General features: G+C 65.6%; 16 protein-coding genes. 8 read left to right on the top strand and 8 right to left on the bottom strand.

Going from position 1 to position 19,234, the window contains the following annotated elements:
* Window positions 1-33 precede the first annotated feature (33 nt).
* The 5 genes from ACTJKQ_RS17290 to ACTJKQ_RS17270 all read left to right on the top strand — a co-directional run bounded on the left by ACTJKQ_RS17290 (window position 34) and on the right by ACTJKQ_RS17270 (window position 5,733).
* Complete coding sequence (locus tag ACTJKQ_RS17290; RefSeq protein WP_440597543.1) at window positions 34-1,557, top strand: 3-hydroxyacyl-CoA dehydrogenase; 1,524 nt, start codon at window positions 34-36, stop codon at window positions 1,555-1,557.
* Between the two features lie 36 nt (window positions 1,558-1,593).
* Complete coding sequence (locus ACTJKQ_RS17285; RefSeq protein WP_056067414.1) at window positions 1,594-2,373, top strand: oxepin-CoA hydrolase, alternative type; 780 nt, start codon at window positions 1,594-1,596, stop codon at window positions 2,371-2,373.
* 183 nt (window positions 2,374-2,556) lie between these two features.
* Window positions 2,557-3,276, top strand: coding sequence for a Crp/Fnr family transcriptional regulator (locus ACTJKQ_RS17280; protein ID WP_015013747.1), 720 nt, complete (start codon window positions 2,557-2,559; stop codon window positions 3,274-3,276).
* 44 nt (window positions 3,277-3,320) lie between these two features.
* A complete protein-coding gene (locus tag ACTJKQ_RS17275; protein ID WP_056744220.1) occupies window positions 3,321-4,406 on the top strand; it encodes a phosphotransferase in 1,086 nt (361 codons plus the stop codon).
* 52 nt (window positions 4,407-4,458) lie between these two features.
* Window positions 4,459-5,733, top strand: a complete 1,275-nt coding sequence (locus ACTJKQ_RS17270; protein WP_056067410.1) for an acyl-CoA dehydrogenase family protein — start codon at window positions 4,459-4,461, stop codon at window positions 5,731-5,733.
* Window positions 5,734-5,769: 36 nt separating this feature from the next.
* On the opposite strand, the gene ACTJKQ_RS17265 is transcribed toward ACTJKQ_RS17270, so the two are convergent.
* Window positions 5,770-6,498, bottom strand: coding sequence for a hypothetical protein (locus ACTJKQ_RS17265; RefSeq protein ID WP_116749577.1), 729 nt, complete (start codon window positions 6,496-6,498; stop codon window positions 5,770-5,772).
* 233 nt (window positions 6,499-6,731) lie between these two features.
* Between ACTJKQ_RS17265 and ACTJKQ_RS17260 the strand changes: the two genes are divergently transcribed.
* Window positions 6,732-7,349: a hypothetical protein gene (locus tag ACTJKQ_RS17260; protein WP_440597542.1), complete on the top strand. Its 618-nt coding sequence runs from the start codon at window positions 6,732-6,734 to the stop codon at window positions 7,347-7,349.
* Between the two features lie 97 nt (window positions 7,350-7,446).
* Here ACTJKQ_RS17260 and ACTJKQ_RS17255 read toward each other — a convergent pair whose 3' ends face one another.
* From ACTJKQ_RS17255 to ACTJKQ_RS17245, 3 genes are all read right to left on the bottom strand, one after another.
* A complete protein-coding gene (locus ACTJKQ_RS17255) occupies window positions 7,447-8,460 on the bottom strand; it encodes an asparaginase (protein WP_440597541.1) in 1,014 nt (337 codons plus the stop codon).
* Window positions 8,461-8,477: 17 nt separating this feature from the next.
* Window positions 8,478-11,030, bottom strand: coding sequence for a penicillin acylase family protein (locus tag ACTJKQ_RS17250; protein WP_440597540.1), 2,553 nt, complete (start codon window positions 11,028-11,030; stop codon window positions 8,478-8,480).
* Window positions 11,031-11,143: 113 nt separating this feature from the next.
* Window positions 11,144-12,073, bottom strand: a complete 930-nt coding sequence (locus tag ACTJKQ_RS17245; protein ID WP_056744210.1) for an adenylate/guanylate cyclase domain-containing protein — start codon at window positions 12,071-12,073, stop codon at window positions 11,144-11,146.
* A gap of 400 nt (window positions 12,074-12,473) precedes the next feature.
* On the opposite strand from ACTJKQ_RS17245, the gene ACTJKQ_RS17240 reads away from it, so the two are divergent.
* Window positions 12,474-12,833, top strand: coding sequence for a hypothetical protein (locus tag ACTJKQ_RS17240; protein ID WP_108498163.1), 360 nt, complete (start codon window positions 12,474-12,476; stop codon window positions 12,831-12,833).
* 91 nt (window positions 12,834-12,924) lie between these two features.
* Here the strand turns inward: ACTJKQ_RS17240 and ACTJKQ_RS17235 are convergent, their stop codons facing one another.
* The 4 genes from ACTJKQ_RS17235 to ACTJKQ_RS17220 all read right to left on the bottom strand — a co-directional run bounded on the left by ACTJKQ_RS17235 (window position 12,925) and on the right by ACTJKQ_RS17220 (window position 16,927).
* On the bottom strand, window positions 12,925-13,908 hold the full coding sequence (locus tag ACTJKQ_RS17235) for an LD-carboxypeptidase (RefSeq protein WP_056067397.1): 984 nt from the start codon (window positions 13,906-13,908) through the stop codon (window positions 12,925-12,927).
* Between the two features lie 84 nt (window positions 13,909-13,992).
* Entirely contained in the window at window positions 13,993-15,384 is a 1,392-nt protein-coding gene (gene tadA / locus ACTJKQ_RS17230; protein ID WP_440597539.1) for a tRNA adenosine(34) deaminase TadA, read from the bottom strand.
* 58 nt (window positions 15,385-15,442) lie between these two features.
* A complete protein-coding gene (locus tag ACTJKQ_RS17225) occupies window positions 15,443-15,694 on the bottom strand; it encodes a hypothetical protein (protein ID WP_440597538.1) in 252 nt (83 codons plus the stop codon).
* A 141-nt stretch (window positions 15,695-15,835) separates the two neighbouring features.
* Entirely contained in the window at window positions 15,836-16,927 is a 1,092-nt protein-coding gene (locus ACTJKQ_RS17220) for a branched-chain amino acid ABC transporter substrate-binding protein (RefSeq protein WP_440597618.1), read from the bottom strand.
* Between the two features lie 259 nt (window positions 16,928-17,186).
* Here ACTJKQ_RS17220 and ACTJKQ_RS17215 point away from each other — a divergent pair, with 259 nt between their 5' ends.
* Window positions 17,187-19,190 (top strand): peptidase U32 family protein, encoded by a 2,004-nt coding sequence (locus ACTJKQ_RS17215; RefSeq protein WP_440597537.1) that lies wholly within the window; start codon window positions 17,187-17,189, stop codon window positions 19,188-19,190.
* Window positions 19,191-19,234: the final 44 nt, after the last annotated feature.

Below are 19,234 nucleotides of genomic sequence, written 5' to 3'. Positions count from 1 at the left end.
AGACCCAGATAAGGCCAGAGCCATAATGCCGCTATGAAAATTCAGTTTCCCAACATCGCCATCGTGGGTACCGGTGCCATGGGCCGGGGCATCGCACAAATTGCTGCCCAGGCTGGCAGCCAGGTCTTTCTGCTGGACGCCAACCCCGGAGCCGCCGACGCCGCACGGGCCGCCCTGCAGGAGCAATGGAACAAGCTGGTCGCCAAGGGCCGGATCGAAGCGGACCAAGCCACAGCGCTGACCGCGCGGCTGCACCCCGTCAAAACGGCGGCAGACCTGGCGGCCTGCGATCTGGTGGTGGAAGCCATCGTGGAGCGGCTGGATGCCAAACAGGCTCTCTTCGTCGAACTGGAAGGGGTGGTGCGCGCCGATGCGGTGCTGGCCACCAATACGTCCTCCCTGCCCGTGACGGCCATTGGCGCAGCCCTCAAGCGCCCCGAACGCCTGGCCGGGTTCCACTTCTTCAACCCCGTGCCTTTGATGAAGGTGGTGGAGGTGATCGCGGGCCTCAAGACAGATCCAGCGATCTGCACTGCGCTGGCCGCGTATGCCAAGGAAATGGGCCATACCCCTGTACAGGCGCAGGACACCCCTGGCTTCATCGTGAACCACGCGGGGCGCGGCTTCGGCACGGAGGCCCTGCGCATCGTGGGCGAAGGTGTGGCCGATTTCGCCACCATCGACCGCATCCTGCGCGACCAGGTCGGCTTCAAGCTGGGGCCCTTCGAGTTGATGGATCTGACGGCGCTAGACGTGTCGCACCCGGTCATGGAGTCCATCTATCGCCAGTACTACGACGAACCCCGTTTCCGCCCCAGCGTGATCACCGCGCAGCGTCTGGCGGGGGGCGTGGTGGGCAAGAAGGTGGGCGAAGGCTTCTATCGCTACGTGGAGGGCATGGCGCAGGTGCCTGCCGAGGCGCCTGCCCCCGTGGTCAACGACATTCCGCCGGTGTGGGTGTCCCCGCGCGCTGCACGCCGGGCCGAGCTGTACCAGTTGCTCAAGGACCTGGGGGCCACCATCGAAACCGGCCAATCCCCCTCCCCCCAGGCCATCACGCTGGTTGCCCCACTGGGCTTTGACGTGACCACCGTCGCGGTGGTGGAGCGGCTGGACCCGGCCCGTACCATCGGCATCGACATGCTCATCGATGACGCCGCGACCAAGCGTCGCGTGCTGGCCACCAACCCCGCCACGCGCGTTGACATCCGCAACGCGGCGCATGCGCTGTTTGCGCGCGACGGCAAGGCTGTCAGTGTGATCCGTGATAGCGGTGGTTTCGTCACGCAGCGCGTGGTGGCCACCATCGTCAACATCGCCAGCGACATCTGCCAGCAAGGCATCTGCTCCCCCAAGGATCTTGAGACCGCCGTGACCCTGGGCCTGGGCTACCCGCTGGGCCCCCTGGCCATGGGCGACCGCTGGGGCCCCACCAACATCCTGGAGGTGTTGTTCAACATGCAGACCGTGTATGGCGACACGCGCTACCGCCCCAGCCCATGGCTGCGCCGAAGGGGTGCGATTGGCCTGAGCCTGAGCCATGTCGAAGAAGACTGATTGCCAAGCACCACGGCCGCCTCACTGAAGACCACCATGCCCGCAGAACTCCAGAGCACCAGCCAGGGTCAGACCCTGATCCTGACCCTTCGCAACCCCGAGCGGCGCAATGCCATCGACCCGGTGATGTATGCCGCGGGTGTGGAAGCACTGGGCGTGGCCGAAAGCAGCCCCGACATCCGCAGCGTGGTCATCACGGGCGCCGATGGCATGTTCTGCTCGGGCGGCAATCTGCAGCGCCTGCTGGCCAACCGCCAGGAAGCGCCGCAGGTGCAGGCACAAAGCATTGAAGGCCTGCACAACTGGATCGAGACCATCCGCACCTACCCCAAGCCGGTGATCGCCGCCGTGGAGGGCGCAGCAGCCGGCGCAGGGTTTTCGCTGGCGCTGGCCTGCGACTTCATCGTGGCGGCCCGCAATGCCGTGTTTGTGATGGCCTACAGCAACGTGGCCCTGTCGCCCGATGGCGGCGCCAGCTGGAGCCTGGCCCACGCGCTGCCCCGCCAGATAGCCACCGAGATCCTCATGTGCGGGGACCGCATCGGCGCAGAACGCCTGCACACATTGGGCCTGGTCAACCGCCTTGCCGAAACAGGCAATGCACTCGACACCGCCCTGGCGCTGGCCGAGCAGCTCAATGCCCGTGCACCCAATGCACTGGCCAGTATCAAGGAGCTGCTGAACGAAGCTCCCCATGCCCAGCTCACACACCACCTGGGCCATGAGCGCGACCACTTCGTGAAGAACCTGCACCACGCCAATGGCGGCGCAGGCATCTCAGCGTTTCTGGAAAAGCGCGTTCCCCGCTACGAATAGCGCTGCACCACAAACGCCTCGACGCATCCACCGTCGCAGACCCATCAACCCCCGGTACGCTGCCACCCAGCGCCGGGGGTTTTCTTTTGGCCTACGCGCAGACACGCAAGTGACAACCCTGACGCATTGCGCAGGTCCCTGACGCGACAATGGGCCTGTTTCTAGTCACCCAAAAGACAGGCCATGGACGACCCGATTCTTACTATCGAAGAACGTGAAGCGATCAACTCCGGTCGCTGGTTTTCATCACTCTCACCTTCGCTACGCCACGACATCCTGCGATGTGCATACGTCAAACGCTTCAAGGACGGCGGCCTCATCGCCGCACGCGGCGACCCGCCCGAGGAGTGGATTGCGTGCGCGCGCGGTGCAGTGCGGGTGAGCTCCACATCCATCTCGGGCAAGCAGATCACGCTGACCTACGTGGAGCCGGGCATCTGGTTCGGCGACGTGGCGATCTTCGATGGGGACCGGCGCACGCACGACGCCTACGCGCACGGCGACACCACGATCCTGTGTGTGGCCAAGGCCGATTTTCGCAAGATCCTGGCGGTGCACACCGAGCTGTACGAAGCGATGCTGCGCCTGCATGCGCGGCGCATTCGCCAGCTGTTCGGGCTGGTGGAGGACCTCAACACACTGCCCCTGCGATCGCGCCTGGCCAAGCAGCTGGTGCACCTGGTGCGCAGCTACGGCGTGCCCAGCCTGTCGGACGGCAGCGAAATGCGGATCAGCCTGCAATTGGCGCAGGAAGAACTGGCACAACTGCTGGGTGCGTCGCGCCAACGCGTGAACCAGGAACTCAAGGCCATGGAACGCGAAGACGCCATCCGCATCGAGCCGGGCGGCCTGGTGGTGCGGGACCGCGAAGCCCTGATGCGCATCGCTGAAGCCGACAACTGAATCCCTTACCCCATCACTGACCGCCAGAACCTTCATCCGCCTCCATGAGCAACTTTGACCATTTCGTTGGCACCCGCCCTGTTTCCGATCAGCACGCCTTTGACATCGAAACGCTGACTGCATGGCTCTCCAGGAACATGGAGGGCTTTGCGGGCCCGCTGACGGTAGAGATGTTCAAGGGCGGGCAGTCCAACCCCACCTACAAGCTCATCACCCCCGGCGCCAGCTACGTGATGCGAGCCAAGCCCGGGCCCGTGGCCAAGCTGCTGCCTTCTGCCCACGCCATCGAGCGCGAGTTTGCGGTGATGAGCGGCCTGTACGGCACCGACGTTCCCGTGCCGCGCATGTTTGTGCTGTGCGAGGACGAGTCGGTGATTGGGCGCGCCTTCTACGTGATGGAGTGCATGCAGGGCCGCGTGCTGTGGGACCAGTCCCTGCCCGGCATGACGCCAGCTGAACGCGGTGACATCTACAACGAGATGAACCGGGTGATCGCAGCGCTGCACACGGTGAAATTTGCAGACCGAGGCCTGGCCAACTACGGCAAGCCCGGCAACTACTTTGACCGCCAGATCGGCCGCTGGAGCAAGCAATACGTGGCCTCCATCACGCAGCCCATCGAAGAGATGGACCGCCTCATGGAATGGTTGCCCGCCAACATGCCCGCCAGCGCACGCGACGAGGGCCATGTGTCCATCGTGCACGGCGACTACCGCCTGGACAACCTGATGTTCCATCCCACCGAGCCCCGCGTGATCGCCGTGCTCGACTGGGAGCTGTCCACACTGGGCCATCCGCTGGCGGACTTCAGCTACCACTGCATGAGCTGGCACATTCCTGCCTCGCTGGGGCGTGGCATTGCGGGGCTGGACCTGGGCGCGCTGGGCATTCCCGACGAAGACACCTACATCCGCCTGTACTGCGAGCGCACCGGCATCACCACCCCCGATGCGCTGCGTGCCGACTGGAACTTCTACCTCGCCTACAACATGTTCCGCATCGCCGCCATTTTGCAGGGCATTGCCAAGCGGGTAGAGGCTGGCACGGCCTCCAGCGCCCAGGCCAAGGCCTCGGGCGACACCGCGCGACCCATGGCCCAGCTGGCCTGGTCCTTCGCGCAACGCGGTTGAACACACGACGCAACACCAGCGCCGCCCACGATTACCAACGGAGAAGAAACCCATGGACTTTGACTACTCGCCCAAAACCAAGGAACTGCAGGCCAAGCTGCTCCAGTTCATGGATGACCACATCTATCCGAACGAGTCTGCCTACAAGGATGAGTTGGCCGCCAACACCGTCGCAGGCAAGCGCTGGAGCGCGCTGAACACCATCGAGAACCTCAAGCCCAAGGCCCAGGCCGCCGGGTTGTGGAACCTGTTCCTGCCGGTCGACAGCGCCGCAGCATCCGGCTATGCAGGTGCCGGGCTGACCAACCAGGAATACGCACCGCTGGCCGAAATCATGGGCCGCGTGCCATGGGCCAGCGAGGTGTTCAACTGCTCCGCGCCCGACACCGGCAACATGGAAACCATTGCCCGCTACGGCGACGAAGCCAACAAGGCCCGCTGGCTCAAGCCCCTGCTCGAAGGCAAGATCCGCTCGGCCTTTGCCATGACCGAGCCCGATGTGGCATCGAGCGACGCCACCAACATCGAGACCCGCATCGAGCGCCAGGGCGATGAGTACGTGATCAACGGCCGCAAGTGGTGGATCTCTGGTGCGGCCGACCCGCGCTGCGCTGTGTTCATCACCATGGGCAAGACCGACCCCGAAGCCCCGCGCCATTCGCAGCAGAGCATGGTGCTGGTGCCCGCCGACGCCCCTGGCATCAAGATCATCCGTCCGCTGAATGTTCTGGGCTACGACGACGCACCGCACGGCCACGTCGAGATGACCTTCGAGAACGTGCGTGTGCCCGTCTCCAACATCCTGCTGGGCGAAGGCCGTGGCTTCGAGATCGCCCAAGGCCGCCTGGGCCCTGGACGCATTCACCACTGTATGCGCCTCATTGGCCTGGCCGAACGTGCGCTGGAGCTGATGTGCAAGCGCGCATCGTCACGCGTGGCCTTTGGCAAGACCGTGGCCCAGCAGACCGTGACACAGGAGCGCATTGCCGAGGCCCGCTGCAAGATCGACATGGCGCGCCTGCTCACCCTGAAGGCTGCCTGGCTGATGGACGTGGCTGGCAACAAGGTCGCCAAGACCGAGATCGCCATGATCAAGGTGGTGGCCCCCAGCATGGCCTGCCAGGTCATCGACTGGGCCATGCAGGTGCACGGCGGTGGCGGCATGTCTGACGACTTCCCGCTGGCCTATGCCTACGCCGGTGCGCGCACCCTGCGCTTTGCCGACGGCCCGGACGAAGTGCACCGCAACGCCATTGCCAAGTGGGAACTGGGCAAGTACGGCACCTACGGCCGGGACGCCGCCGTGCCGGTGACCCGGGGTAGCTGACGCTCCACGGCACAGGACACAGGACCCGCAGACGCTCTACTGCGGGTCTTCAGCGTCTCCCGTCGCCCCGCCTGCGGCCGCAGGGGGCGGCAGGTTGTGTAATGCCCCTTGGGCAGCCGCCAGCAGCAATTGCGTGGCCTGGGCGATCTCCGTCAGGCTGCGCTGCGTGTGCTCCATGCGCAGGTACACCTTGCCGCGTACCAGCATCAATAGCAGCGGCGACTGCGCCCGTACCTCCCCGCCCTCACCTTCCACGACGTTGAGCAACTGGGATACCACCGGCGCATGGATCCAGCGCTGCGCGGTCTCCATGCGCTCGGCCACCACCGCAAAGTGCTGGCGAAACGAGGCCGGCAGGCCCGGCCAGGTCACCTCTTCAAACATGGCCAGCCAGCGCATTTCCTCGGGCAGGCTGGCATTCACCGTGGTCTGCAGGGTGTCGGTGATGGCGTTGTAGGCATTGCCCTCCAGGGACTCCTGCAAGGGGCGGTTGAGCACCATCACCGCCGCGTCCGGGTCCACCCCCAGATCGGCGCGCCCCCGCAACTCCAGGCCGCGCACATAGTCACGCGTGGGGTTGCCGCATTCCAGCCGCCACGGGTGGCCATTCAGGTCGCCCCCCAGGTCAAAATGCCCGTCCACCGCCTGCGGCACCACCGCCAGGCGCTGGGTGGCCGCCCAACGCACCACCTCCTGGTTGGACACGGGCCGTGCGGCATTCGGGCCACCGGGCAGATGCAGCGCTTTGCGAAGACGGTCAAACATGGCGATTCGAAGCCCAAGGCTTCGCGGAAGTCACGGATGCAGGCATTATTGGGGGCATCGGCCGCTGCGGCAAACCGGCGGAACGCCTTCTGTGACCTGGTTCACCATGCCGGAAGGGCAAAGCGGCGAACGGCTGGTGCGGCCACTGCCCACGCGCATGGGCACTGCACCGCGCCGGAGCAACCCCGCCGCATTCACTTTTGGCGATCTGAACAGCCCACATGCTCTTCTCTATGGACCGCAGACTTGCACTGATCACCCTGGCTGGTGCGCTCGTCGCACCGGGGATTGCCCTGGCACTGCCCGACGACGCATCGGCCCGGGTGCGCCAGCTGGTGCGCTGGTCCACCGCAACGGCCGATCACCAGGGCTTGCCGTTTGCCGTGATCGACAAGCCAGCCGCGCGCATCCACGTGTTTTCTGCCCAGGCCCAGTGGCTCGGCAGCGCGCCCGTGCTGCTGGGGGCCGCTGCGGGTGACCGCTCAGCCCTGGGCATCGGGGCCAAGCCGCTGGCCCACATCCGCCCGCACGAACGCACCACCCCTGCAGGCCGCTTTGTGACCGAGCCCGGCCGCAACCTGCAGGGTGAAGACATTGTGTGGATCGACTACGACGCTGCCGTCTCACTGCACCGGGTGCGCAGCGTGAGCGCCGCAGAGCGCCGCCTACAGCGCCTGGCAAGCTCCAGCACCCGAGAAAAACGCATCAGCTATGGCTGTGTGAACGCACCCGCAGCGTTTTACGACCAGTTCATAGCTCCCTGGTTCGGGCGGGCGTCAGGGGTGATCTACGTGCTGCCGGACACCGAGCCTTTTGCTACATTTTTTGAAGCGGCCAGCACATATCAATAGTGCGCTACCGGCCGATTTCACGCAAATTCTCTGCCCAACACGCCGTGGGAGCAGGAACCGGCACTTCCGACGGTAGCCACCCAGACGTCACCCAGGCTCAAGCCGCTGCGCGTTGCAAGCGAAAGACCGACCGCCGGCCGCCCACCACCAGCCCCTTGGCATTGCGGATGACCGCGTTTCTGCGCAGCGCCAGGGCCTCTTGCTGGGTGGCGTCCAGCCATCCCAGCTGGTCCATCACCTCCACGGCAGCCGCCACCTGCGCCACCATGTTGCCGTCCATGATCTTGAGGGCAAAGGCCTCGCCACGGCTGCGGCTGCCCACCACCTGCACCCCGTCGGCCCCGGTCTTCGAGACCCAATCGCCCCGCCCTGTCCGCATGAAATCCAGGTCGTGCCGACCGGTGCCGGAGCCCAGCTCCGGGCGTTGCACCATGGCATCGGCCAGTGCGGTCAGGCTCTGGTCCAGATCCGTGTCGGGCGCCCCACCCGCCAGGCGCGCATAGCCCCGGGCCAGGTGCGCGAGCGGCATGGCGTAGTTGGGGGCGGAGCAGCCGTCGATGCCCATGACCAGTTGCTCAGGCCCCAGCCCCACTGCCTGCGCCACCCGCTCACGAATCGCCCGCTGCAACGGGTGCGCAGGGTCCAGATGGTTGTCAAGCGGCCAGCCCTGCCGCACACAATGGGCGACAAAACCCGCGTGTTTGCCGCTGCAGTTGTTGTGGCGTTCGTCGGGCACAAAACCCTCTGGCAGCGAACCCAGCTCCAGCTCGGCAAACAGCGGCCGGTGACAGCCGCAGCGCAGGGCGTGGTAGCTCTGCCCCACATTGCCCAGCATGTGCTCAACCTGCTCGACATGCATGGCCTCACCGTTGTGGCTGGCGCACAGCAGGGCCAGTTCGCCCGCGCCCCAGCCCAGCGCCTGGGCGCCGCCAGACTGCATGAACGGCAGGGCCTGAAATGCCTTGATGGTGGAGCGCGTGAACGTGACCGTGTACGGGTCGCCCACCTGTGCCAGCACACGGCCATGGCGATCGGCTACCGCCACGGCGCCCCAGTGCTGGCATTCGGCGAGGTCGCCCCGGGTCACCTCGATCAGCGGAACAAAACCCATGGTGATCTCCAGCGTGACTACTGCGCCGCCGGTGCGGGGGCCAGCGTCAGCTCATGGGCCCAGCTTGCGGGCTGGCGCTGCAGGGCACGGTAGCCCGTCTGCGCCCAGGTGCTGCTCATGTCGCGGTAACGCGGCGAAAACACCAGGCCACTTTGCCCGGTCTGGTAGATGAAGCGCGACTGCTCCAGGTCGGCCAGGTCGTACACCGCGCGCAGCGATGCGGCGTGGCGGTTCACAAACGGCCCCTTGGCTTCGCCCGCGTTGTACTGCCCCACGTTGACGGTGTAGGCATCGCCATGCGATGGCTCGCTCACGTCAAAAAAGCGGGCCAGTGCAGGCACATTGCCAAATGGCCGGTGCACGCTGAGTGCCGGGTGCGCCGCGCCCCAACGCCATTGCGCGGGGTCTGCGCCGTACGCCGCCTGCAGCCTGTCGAGCGCGCGCCCCAGGGCTGCGGCCGACTGCTCTGCACACGTTGCGGGCTGGCACCACCAGGGGTCGTTGCGCTCCAGGATGCCCTCCAGCGCGGCCCGGTAGTCGCGCTTGCCGTAGGTGGCGGTAAACCGCGCGTCACCGATGCGCGGCACGATCAGGCCACGCGCCAGCTCGTCGGTCCATGCGGCAAACACCAGGGGCGCAGCCTTGCCCGCATCCATCACACCGTCAAAGCCTTGGAGCTGCTGTTGCACAGCTGCGGCCAGGGGGTGTGATGACTTGGCCTGCTGCAGATAGGGCAGCAGCCTGCGCGTGGCCAGCGACGTTACATCGCGGTGAATGGCCTGCATGCTCGCGGCATCGTGCTTGTCGGTCGCCTCGATCAGCTGCGCAATGCGTTCGTAGCGGTAGGGCAAGGCCCAGTCTTGGGTGAGGTAGTGGGGATAGTCCGGCGCGGTCACCCGCTGGTTGGCGGTGGCAATCCAACCCCGGGCGCCGTTGTCCTCGGGCGTCTGGTCATACGGCAGCCAGCCCTTCCAGTCGTACCGCGCATCCCAGCCCGGTGAGGGCGCCACGCCCCGGATGTCGTTGGCCGGGTCTCGCACAGGTGCGCGGCCTGCGGCCTTGAAACGGATGTTGCCTTGGTCATCGGCCGCCACCACGTTCTGCATCGGCGAGTGGTAGTGCGACAGGGCCGCGAACAACGCGTCCACCGATTTCGCCTGGTTGGTCTGGAGGCCCGCCAGCACCGTCTGGTTGTCGGCATCGAGCGCGCTCCAGCGCAGCGCCAGCACGTATTTGCCGAGGTCCAGCACGTCCGCATGCGACTTCTGCGCGTCGCTCAACACAGGACCATGCCGGGTGCTGCGCACTTTCAGGGCGACGTCGGCCTGCCCTTTTACGCGAATGGTTTCGTTGCGCACCGTGAAGGGCGCCCAACCCTCGGGCGTGCGGTACTGCGAGGCATCAGCGGGGTTGATCTGCTCCAGGTACAGGTCCTGAACATCGGGGCCCGTGTTGGTGAAGCCCCAGGCCACTTTGTCCGTACGGCCCAGCACCACAAAGGGCATGCCGGGCAAGGTGGCGCCCACCGCGTCGATGGCGCCGATGGGGGTGCCGTCAGACGCCTGGCCTGCGGGAGCTTGCAAGCCCGCAAAGTACCAGATGGCAGGTGCCGACAGGCCCAGGTGCGGGTCGTTGGCCAGCAGCGGTTTGCCACTGACGGTGCGGGTGCCCGCCAGCACCCAGTTGTTGCTGCCCTTGCCCTCGTTGGTACCTGCGTTGCGGGTCAGTTCGTCAGCCCAGGCCAGCATGCCGGCACTGATCTGGCGGGACAAATGCCCATCACCCAGCGCGGCAGATGCAGCCCCCCGGTCGACCGGTTCAGCGGCGGCCGCCGGTGCAGCAGAAGCGCTGGCATCGGTGGCCCGGTACACCCCCAACTGCCGGTACAACGCGGCCAGGTCGGCCGAGGCTGCGGGGCGCTCGCCCGGGTACGGTGGCATCAGTTGCCACAAGCGCTCGGTGTCCAGCGTTTTCGCAATGGACAGCCGCGCAAACTCGTTGCCCCAGTTGCCGCCCAGGTCCAGCGCCATCATCAGCGCCCAGCCCACGCTGTCCTCGGGCTCCCACACGGCGCCCGTGGCCCCACCCGGCTGAACGCCCAGGATATGGAACTCCGGCGGCAGCGCCTGGGGGCGGTTCTGGTGGAAGGCATGAATGCCCTGGCTGTACGCCTGCAGGGCCTCCTTGGCATACAACGGCAGGCCTGCGTACTGCCGCCTGGCCGTGCCCATGATGTCCAGCGTGCGCATGAGCTTGTCGGTCTCCAGCGTGGCCGGCCCAAACACTTCGGACAGTTCGCCGTGCATCACGCGGCGGTTGAACTCCAGCTGCCAGGTGCGCTCCTGCGCATGCACGTAGCCCATCGCAAACCAGGCGTCTTGCGGGCTCTGCGCGCGGATGTGGGTGAAGTCTGCGCCATCGCGCTGCACCTGCACGGCCTGCCGCAGGCCCTTCACGACCAGCTTGCCATCCAGTGTCGCAAAGCTGCGCTGTACATACACGGCGGCCCCCGTGCCAGCCACCAAGGCCGCCACCACCAGCCCGACGGCCGTTCGCTTCATCCACGCCATGTCTCGTGTCTCCTGATTGTTCTGGGTTGTTTGTGTGGGTTCGGAAGTGAAAGGGCTGCGCGCTGACCGGGAGCCCGCCGCGCTGTGACAGCTGTCGGCGGCAGCCGACGGCCTCAGCCCAGATGAACGCTGGTGCCGGCGACCTGAAAGTTCATGATCGGAGCACTGGACTCGGTAAAGGGAACCCCCAGCGCAATCTGCCCCGTGCCATGCAGGATGCAGGCATCGCGGCGCAGCCGCACGGGCGAGTCGCTGCCGTCAAACCGCACCCAGGTGCCGAAGCTGCTCATGTCGGTCAGCACAAAGCCGCTGTTGCGCCAGTCGATGCGCGCATGCAGCCGTGAAACGCGGGGGTCATTGATGCACAGCTGGGCATGGTTGGCGCGCCCCACATGCACGGGTGCATCCGACGAGGTGAACGACATGTCCACCCCATGCCAGGAAAACTGGATCTGCCCCAGGATAGAATCGGCCGGAGCAAAACTGCTGACCAGCGCCGCCTGCATGGTGAGCGAGTCGGGCTCTTCGTTCTCGCGCCACTCCACCTGGTAGAGCATCTGCAGTTCGGCCTTGCCGCGGATTTCCATCAGGCCCAGCTTGCGGTACCACACATCGGCAGCGGCCCCCGCCAGCAGCACAGTCGTCTCGGTGGCCCAGATTTCGGCGGGGCCCGCGCGCTCGCACAGGCGGGAGGCCACATTGACGGCATCACCGTAGCAGTCGCCATCCACATCGACCACCTCGCCACTGGCCACTCCCACGCGGATGTCCATGCGCAGCGGCTGCGGCCACCGGTCCAGACGCGCCTGGTGCTGGCGCAGCATGTGGGTGGTGGCGGTCACGGCACTGGCCGCATCACCAAACACACACAACACCCCGTCGCCCAGCTTCTTGACCACGCGCCCCGCATGCGCCTCGATGGTGTCACTGATCCACTGCGTGACCTGAGTCACCGCCTCGGTGGCGCGCTCGTTGCCCAGCGTTTCATACAACGAGGTGCTGCCCGAAATGTCGGCGAAGACCACCGTTGACAACACACTCATGAACGATGGCCGATTAGTAACATCATGTGAACCAGTTTAGTGCAAGCTCAACGAAGACGCATCTATCAAAGCGTCAACAATCCTTTGCCAAGGTCTTTGCGGGCCACGCAAGCCAGTACTTGCGGCCTCACTGCAGGCGCTGGTGGTGGCAGTAGGCGTAGAGGGCGCGCATCTTGGGTGCCTGAAGACCCGGCAAAGCCCACGCCGAGCAGCGCACCTGTTCGCCCGCTTGCCTCGCGTCAGGCCGCCGCAAGCCTTCGCGATGAATTGCGTAAAAGTTCGCAACAAACGGGGGCGCCGTGTTGTCTTTATGCAAAAACAGGAGCGTCACCCTTGCGTCAATCCTCACTCCCGCTTACTTTGATCGACCCTGTTACAAAAATCGCACAGCCCACCGTCCATGCGCTGGAACAAGCCCAATCTCCGCAACAACCTGCACGACCTGCTAGGTCGTGACAAGCCGTCATCGACGGCCTGGGTGCGCGACCAGGGTCTGGAAGAGGTGCGGCGTGCCATGCTGCACAGCCTGATGGGGTTGACCGGCTGCGAAGTGGCGCGCATGAACATGCGCCTGCGCTATGCGGGCGACATTGAAGCGCTGTGGTACCTGCGCAGCGATTTGCTCGACACGCTCACCCTGCTGCGCGGCGAGGCCATCGCACAGACGGTGCTGGACCGGGTGACGCCGATGTTCCAGGGGCAGTTGCCGCTGTCGCTGCGGGTGCCACAAATGCCCAACGCACCCCGCGCGCACCTCTGAAACCTTGAGATTGCAGCCCTGACGGCCGGGGCCGGTCACCACGCTGCACCGGCATCGTGCCACGCAGCGGCCCCGGGATAGCGCCGCCTGTTCAGTGCTGGTGGCCCCAATAGATCAGCGCATCGCGCTCTTCCACCGACAACGACACCGTTGCACCCACGGGCAGCAGCACCTTGGTCTCGACATGCCCAAACGGCAGGTTGGTCAGCACGGGCGCCTTGATCTGGGTGCGCAGCCAGTCCACCACCGACTGCAGCTTGTAGCCCTTGTCGTGCGGCGCCAGCTTGAAGTTGGTGAACTGCCCCAGTACCACGGCTTTCTGCTGGGCCAGCACACCGGCGTGCAGCAGCTGGGTCAGCATGCGCTCAACGCGGTAGGGATGTTCGTGCACATCCTCCACAAACAGCACCCCACCCTTGACCTGCGGGAAGTACGGCGTGCCGACCAGCGAAGCCAGCACCGCCAGGTTGCCGCCCCACAGGGTGGCGCTTTTCACATAGACGTTGGGCACAGCAGGCTTGCCGGTAGTGGCATGGGGCTTTTCCTTGTGCATGCGCCAGCCCGTGCCTTCACCATGGCCGGTCAGCAGGTCGTCAAAGCAGGCTTCCATGATGTCGTCGGGCGCGCCCTCTACGCCAAAATCGGCCCCCAGCGACGGCCCCGCCCAGGTGGTGGCCCCGGTTTTGGCCAGCACGGCGAGCTGGAAGGCGGTGAAGTCGCTCACGCCCACGAAGTGGGTGCCCTTTTCGATGGCCTTGGCCACCGCCTTGTAGCGGATGCCCGGCAGGATGCGCGTGAGGCCATAGCCCCCGCGCGAGATCAGCGCCACATCGGCACCACTGGCCGCCGCACGGTGGATGGCGGCCAACCGGGTGGCGTCGTCGCCCGCAAAGCGTGTGTGTGTGGCCAGCGCGTCCACATCCACCTCCACCTCATGGCCCTGGGCCTTGAGACGGGCGATGCCCCGCTTGAAGGCGGCCTTGTCGCGCACTGCACTGGAAGGCGAGTAGATGTAGATGTGCTTGGGACCGTGGTCGTGGTCGCACTGCGAGGGATCGTGATGGTGGTCGTGCAAAGCGCTCAGGCCCCGGGGGGGCCTGCTCCGTAAACAGGGGGGATGCCCGCTGCCCCATGCAGTCAAGGGGCACGAGCGGGCACATCAGTGCGTGAAGTATTCCACAGCCTGTGCGGCAATGGCCTCGCCGTGCTCCTGAACAAAGTGGCCCGCATGGGGCAGCACCACCGGCTCGGGGCATCCACGGATGTTGTGTTGCAGCGCCCGCATGGTGGGCAGCCCCAGCACGGGGTCTTGCGCCCCCACCACCATCAGGCTGCGGCCTTGCCACTGCTGCTGCCAGAAATCGCGGGCTGCACGCGACAGCGCCGCGCCGGGGTCATCGGGATCGGCAGGCACACGTTCGGGGAACGCGCGCAGCGCAGCCCGGTAGCCTTTGTCCGGAAAGGGCGCATCGTACGCCGCACATTCGTCGGGATGCAGGTGCGGGTTGCCGCGTGCCACCAGGCGCCCTACCCCGTACAGCGGCTTGTCCCGGCACATCGCACGCCAGTCCAAAAAGCCCTGGGGCAACGGTGCATCGCCTGTGGCCAGCAGCGTGTTCATCACCAGCAGGCTGCCAAACCGCTCAGGCATCGCCATGGGCAGCGTGAGGCCCAGGATGCCGCCCCAGTCCTGCACCACCAGCACGACATTGCGCAGGTCCAGCCGCTCGATCAGCTCCAGCAGCACCTGGCGGTGCCATTCGAACTGGTGCGCACCTTCCTTCTTGGGCTTGTCGCTTTTGCCAAAGCCGATCAGGTCGGACGCCACCACGCGGTCACCTGCAGCCAGAAAGGTGGGCAGCATGCGGCGATAGAGGTAGCTCCAAGCCGGATTGCCATGCAGGCACAGCCAGGTGCGGCGCGCATCGCGGGGGCCTTCGTCCAGGTAGTGCAGGCGCAGGCCTGCCAGACTCGGCAGGTCGCTGACGTAGTGGGGAGCCCAGGGGTAGCCGGGCAGGTTCGCGAAAGCCGCATCGGGTGTACGCAAGGCATCGTCACGCAGGGGGTGGCGGGCCAATGCCTCGGCGCGTTGCTGGCGGCGCCGCTGCGCAAAAAAGCGGCTCAGCAGGCCGCCGCACTCCTCGGCCAGCACCCCGCCCTGCACCTCGGTCTGGTGGTTGATCTCGGCATGCCCAAACAGGTTGAGCACCGAGCCTGCCGCACCCGTCTTGGGCTCCATCGCGCCAAACACCACCCGTGCCAGGCGGGCATGCAGCATGGCGCCACTGCACATGGCGCAAGGCTCCAGCGTCACATACAGGCTGCAGCCGTCCAGCCGGTAGTTGCCCAGGCGCTGGGCTGCCGCACGCAGGGCGACGATCTCGGCATGGGCCGTCGGGTCGTGACCTTCCACCGGGGCATTGCGGCCGGTGGCGATGACCTGGCCGTCCTTGACCACGATGGCGCCCACGGGCACCTCGCCCGCGCTGGCTGCGGCTTGCGCCTCGGCCAGGGCCAGTCGCATCCAGTGCGCATCGTCGGCGGTTTTCATCACTATATTTTCAATAGCATCCAAGGCATGAAGTATCAGTGCTTGAAGCCGATCTGGCTCATTTTTTCTCGTCTTCGGGCATGGGGCGTGCCTGTTGCATCAGGCCTTCTACCTGCTGCTTGACCTGCTGCTGCATCTGCTGGCTCTGCTCACGCACCGTTCCGGTCGGCACCGACGCAGGCCCCGCCGCGCCTGTGGCGGTTTGCAATGCGGGCACGGGGGCGCTCGTGGCCGCCAGTTGCTTCTTGGCCAGCAGGCCCACGATGGCCAGCACCACCACCAGTCCGACCAATCCAAACAGTGCGCGCATACCTGGGCTCCTTGGCGGGCACCGGGGGCCCGCGCGTTCTTGCGATGGGATCTGACTGTAAAGCCAAACGCCGCACGCAAAAACGGCCGCAGGGAGCGGCCGTTGGGTCAGGAGTCGCTGAAGCAACGCCGGAGGGTGACCTCAGTTCAATGCCACGCGGCTACCGTCCTTGAACGTGTACAAGGTCACGGCGGGCGTGGTCAGCTCGCCCTTGGCGGTGAAGGCGATGTTGGCAGTCACGCCCTTGTATTCAGTCTTGGCGAGGAACGGCGCGAACACCTTGGGGTCCACCGAGTTGGCGCGCTTCATCGCGTCGGCCAGCACCATGGCGGCGTCATAGGCATAGGGGCTGTAGATCTGGAACTGGCCGGGGAACTTGGCGTCGTAGCGCTTCTTCCAGTCCGAGCCGCCCTGCATCTTGTCCACCGAGGCACCGCCCGTCGCGCAGGTCACATTCTTCAGCGCGGGGGTCTTGCCTGACAGTTCGGGCAGCTTCTCGGTGCACAGCGCATCACCGCCAAAGAACTTCACGTTGCCCAGGCCCAGCTGCTCCATCTGGCGCAGCATGGGGCCAGCTTGGGCGTCCAGGCCGCCGTAGAAAATCGCGTCGGGCTTCTTGTTCTTGATGGCGGTGAGGATGGCCATGAAGTCGGTGGCCTTGTCGTTGGTGAACTCCTCAGCCACCACTTTCAGGCCCTTTTGTTGCGCCGTCGCCTTGAAAACCGAGGCCACGCCCTGGCCATAGGCCGTGCGGTCGTCGATGATGGCCACGCTCTTGAGCTTGAGGTGGTCCGCACCAAACAAGGCCAGGGCAGCACCCAGCGCGTTGTCGTTGGCGATCAGGCGGAAGGTGGTCTTGTGGCCGGGCTTGGTCAGGTCGGGGTTGGAGGCCGAGGCCGTGATGTGTGGCAGGTCGCACTTGGCGTAGACCGCCGAGGCGGGAATGGACGTGCCCGATTGCAGGTGCCCCACCACGCCCGCCACCTTCTGGTCGCACAGCTTCTGGGCCACGGCAGTGGCCTGGCGTGGGTCGCCCGCGTCGTCTTCGGCCGCGATTTCAAACTTGATCTTCTTGCCGCCGATGACGAGGTTCTGGGCGTTCAGGTCGTCAATGGCCAGACGCACACCGTTTTCCGTGTCTTTGCCGATGTGGGCAATGCCGCCCGACACCGGGCCCGCATGTGCGATCTTGACGGTCTGTACGTCCTGGGCAGAGGCCAGATGGGCCGCCATCGCAAGGGCGGTCAGCGCAGAAATTCGGAACAGGGGCGAAGAAGCAAAAACGGGGCGCAGCACGGTACAAAGTCTCCTGGGTCGGTCAAATCATCCTGTTGTGCACCGAACTTGTACACAACAAACCCCGCATCGTAGCCACCTCAACCCTCGTTTTCGCAAAATTACTAAGCAAACTTAGTAATTTGCTCCGGCATTAACCGGGCTAATGAGTCCGGCGCCCACCGCCCGGCCAGGCAGGCTGGGATAATCACGCCCCATGTCCCTACTGCCCCACCAGCTCGAACTGCTCTCGCCCGCGCGCGATGCAGACATTGGCATCGAAGCCATCAACCACGGCGCCGATGCCGTCTACATCGGCGGCCCGGCCTTTGGCGCGCGGGCCAGTGCGGGCAACGACATCCGGGACATCGAGCGCCTGGTCAGGCACGCGCATCGCTTCAACAGCCGCATCTTCATCACGCTCAACACCATCCTGCGCGACGATGAACTGGAGGCCGCGCGCAAGATGGCCTGGCAGGTGTACGAGGCGGGCGCGGATGCATTGATCATCCAGGACATGGGCCTGCTCGAAATCGACCTGCCGCCCATCCAGCTGCACGCCAGCACCCAGACCGATATCCGCACGCCCGAAAAAGCACGCTTCTTGCAGGACGCGGGCCTGTCGCAGATCGTGCTGGCACGCGAACTGACGGTGCAGCAGATCGCCGCAGTGCACAAGGCGCTGGGGCCCGTGGATGCGCCGGGGCGCGCCAACATCGAGTTCTTCATCCACGGCGCGCTGTGCGTGGCCTACAGTGGCCAGTGCAACATCAGCCATGCGCAAACGGGCCGCAGCGCCAACCGCGGCGACTGCAGCCAGGCCTGCCGCCTGCCCTACCAGGTGACCGACGCGCAGGGCCGCTTCATCGCGCACGACAAGCACGTGCTGAGCATGAAGGACAACAACCAGAGCGACAACCTGCGCGCACTCATCGATGCGGGCGTGCGCAGCTTCAAGATCGAAGGGCGCTACAAGGACATGGGCTACGTGAAGAACATCACCGCCCACTACCGCACCTTGCTCGACGAGATCATCGAAGAGCGCGAGGCCCAAGGCCGGCCGCTGTCGCGCTCGTCCAGCGGTCGCACCACCTTCACCTTCACGCCCGACCCGCTGCAGAACTTCAACCGCGAGTTCACCGATTACTTCGTGACCGGCCGCAAGGAAGACATCGGCGCGTTCGACACCCCCAAAAACCCCGGCCAGGCCATCGGCTGGGTGACCAAGCTGGGCCCAGACTTTGTGGAGCTTGAACTGAGTGACCCCGCCACCGTGCTGCACAACGGCGACGGCCTGTGCTACTACGACCTGCACAAGGAGCTGGTGGGCATGGCCATCAACGTGGCCGAGCCGGTGTCGGCCCGCAGCGTGGGCCAGTGGCGCGTGTACCCCAAGGACCCGATGGACGGCTTCAAGGACCTGCGCAAGGGCACCGAGGTCAACCGCAACCGCGACATGGACTGGGTGCGCACGCTGGAGAAAAAGTCCAGCGACCGCCGCATCGGCCTGTGGGCGCACCTGAGCGAAACGCCCACCGGCTTCAGCCTGATGCTGACCGACGAGGACGGCAACGTGGGCTCTGCATCCGTGCAGCAACCCCACCAGCCAGCCACTGATGCGGCCAAGGCCGAGGCCAGCCTGCGCGAGCAGCTCGGCCGCTTTGGCGCCACGGTGTTTGCGGTGCATGACATTGCGCTGCAGCTCTCGCAGCCTTGGTTTGTGCCCGCCTCGGTGGTCAACGCCCTGCGCCGCGATGCCGTGGCCGACCTGGAAGCCAACCGCGCCCGCAACTTTGCCCGCCTGCCGCGCGCCACGCCGGTGGAGCCGCCTGCACCCTACCCAGAGGACACGCTTTCTTTCCTGGGCAATGTGTTCAACCACAAGGCCCACGACTTCTACGTGCGCCACGGCGTGAAGGTGATCGACGCGGCCTACGAGGCGCACGAAGAGGAAGGCGAGGTCAGCCTCATGATCACCAAGCACTGCGTGCGCTTTTCCATGAGCCTTTGCCCCAAACAGGCCAAGGGCGTGACGGGTGTCCAGGGCACCATCAAGGCCGAACCCTTGATGTTGATCAATGGCAAGGAAAAGCTGACCTTGCGCTTTGACTGCAAGCCCTGTGAAATGCATGTGGTGGGCAAGATCAAGCGCCAGGTGCTGAACCAGGTGCCAGAAGCCCCGCTCCAGTTCTACAAAGCCCGGCCGCAAGTCGCGCACTAAGGCAACGCCGAAGAAGTCTTTGTGCGGGCGTGCGGCCCGTTTCA

It is taken from the genome of Acidovorax sp. 22279, assembly GCF_052045435.1.
Taxonomy (GTDB): Bacteria; Pseudomonadota; Gammaproteobacteria; order Burkholderiales; family Burkholderiaceae_C; genus Acidovorax; species Acidovorax delafieldii.
Note: the sequence above shows the minus strand (reverse complement) of the source record. Positions and strands in the feature narration are given on the sequence as shown.

What these genes read in the sequence shown, in the direction of transcription:
- ACTJKQ_RS17290 (WP_440597543.1), top strand. Translation starts at nt 34, where the DNA reads ATGAAAATTCAGTTTCCCAACATCGCCATCGTGGGTACCGGTGCCATG.
- ACTJKQ_RS17285 (WP_056067414.1), top strand. Translation starts at nt 1,594, where the DNA reads ATGCCCGCAGAACTCCAGAGCACCAGCCAGGGTCAGACCCTGATCCTG.
- ACTJKQ_RS17280 (WP_015013747.1), top strand. Translation starts at nt 2,557, where the DNA reads ATGGACGACCCGATTCTTACTATCGAAGAACGTGAAGCGATCAACTCC.
- ACTJKQ_RS17275 (WP_056744220.1), top strand. Translation starts at nt 3,321, where the DNA reads ATGAGCAACTTTGACCATTTCGTTGGCACCCGCCCTGTTTCCGATCAG.
- ACTJKQ_RS17270 (WP_056067410.1), top strand. Translation starts at nt 4,459, where the DNA reads ATGGACTTTGACTACTCGCCCAAAACCAAGGAACTGCAGGCCAAGCTG.
- ACTJKQ_RS17265 (WP_116749577.1), bottom strand. Translation starts at nt 6,498, where the DNA reads ATGTTTGACCGTCTTCGCAAAGCGCTGCATCTGCCCGGTGGCCCGAAT.
- ACTJKQ_RS17260 (WP_440597542.1), top strand. Translation starts at nt 6,732, where the DNA reads ATGGACCGCAGACTTGCACTGATCACCCTGGCTGGTGCGCTCGTCGCA.
- ACTJKQ_RS17255 (WP_440597541.1), bottom strand. Translation starts at nt 8,460, where the DNA reads ATGGGTTTTGTTCCGCTGATCGAGGTGACCCGGGGCGACCTCGCCGAA.
- ACTJKQ_RS17250 (WP_440597540.1), bottom strand. Translation starts at nt 11,030, where the DNA reads ATGGCGTGGATGAAGCGAACGGCCGTCGGGCTGGTGGTGGCGGCCTTG.
- ACTJKQ_RS17245 (WP_056744210.1), bottom strand. Translation starts at nt 12,073, where the DNA reads ATGAGTGTGTTGTCAACGGTGGTCTTCGCCGACATTTCGGGCAGCACC.
- ACTJKQ_RS17240 (WP_108498163.1), top strand. Translation starts at nt 12,474, where the DNA reads ATGCGCTGGAACAAGCCCAATCTCCGCAACAACCTGCACGACCTGCTA.
- tadA (WP_440597539.1), bottom strand. Translation starts at nt 15,384, where the DNA reads ATGAAAACCGCCGACGATGCGCACTGGATGCGACTGGCCCTGGCCGAG.
- ACTJKQ_RS17225 (WP_440597538.1), bottom strand. Translation starts at nt 15,694, where the DNA reads ATGCGCGCACTGTTTGGATTGGTCGGACTGGTGGTGGTGCTGGCCATC.
- ACTJKQ_RS17220 (WP_440597618.1), bottom strand. Translation starts at nt 16,927, where the DNA reads ATGGCGGCCCATCTGGCCTCTGCCCAGGACGTACAGACCGTCAAGATC.
- ACTJKQ_RS17215 (WP_440597537.1), top strand. Translation starts at nt 17,187, where the DNA reads ATGTCCCTACTGCCCCACCAGCTCGAACTGCTCTCGCCCGCGCGCGAT.